The following is a 646-nucleotide window of genomic DNA, read 5'->3' as shown; positions in this document are numbered from 1 at the left end:
CTAGGGCTTTGATTTTTGATTCCAGCTGCTCAGGAGGGGTTGGCTCAATAAGCGTTAACGAAACTCTACCCGTGACCTGATTTTTATCATTAACTTTGAAATCTTCAAATGAAGGATAAAAATCGAAGTGTCTAGTAAGTAGTATGGCTTCAGCAAAATAGCTCTCAATTGGGAATATATATGCTTTATGTCTCGTTGTAACAACAAGCTCATTTGTTTGTTGATTTAAATAGAACCCGTTTACCCATTGTTGTTCATAGTTCGGTGCCCATAGGGCTGTTGTACATCCTGCGAGGAGTAATGTTGCGAATAAAATACGGTACATAATGACTTCTATTTATCTAAGACGAACAACTGTAATGCGACACACCGCCAGCATGGAAGTACTCGCGTGGTCTGAGCTGATAATACTTGTCTTCAATCTCTTTTGATTGCTCGTCGTAAGGATTAGAGAGTATTTCCTGTAGTTCGTGAATCAGCGAGTAATCGCCAGCTTCTGCTTGTTGATAGGCCGGAACAATGAGCCATTCACGCCAGATGTATTTCGGGTTCACCTGTTTCATTTCTTGAGCAATTTGAGATGGCTCTTTTGCCGATGCGCTCAGCGCGGCTTTCCATTGATCAAACCAAAGATTCCATTCATCCA

The 646-nt window shown here is 41.5% G+C and carries 1 protein-coding gene and 1 pseudogene; both read right to left on the bottom strand.

Annotated elements, in window-relative coordinates; genetic code table 11:
- Positions 1-325 (bottom strand): hypothetical protein (locus A3739_RS05480; protein WP_197472081.1); only part of this gene is annotated, 325 nt, incomplete at its 3' end.
- Between the two features lie 16 nt (positions 326-341).
- A pseudogene (locus tag A3739_RS05475) lies at positions 342-646 on the bottom strand (hypothetical protein); the annotation flags it as partial.

Source organism: Oleiphilus sp. HI0067 (assembly GCF_001635735.1).
The sequence above is the reverse complement of the archived record's forward strand: the minus strand, read 5'-3'. Positions and strand labels throughout refer to the sequence as shown.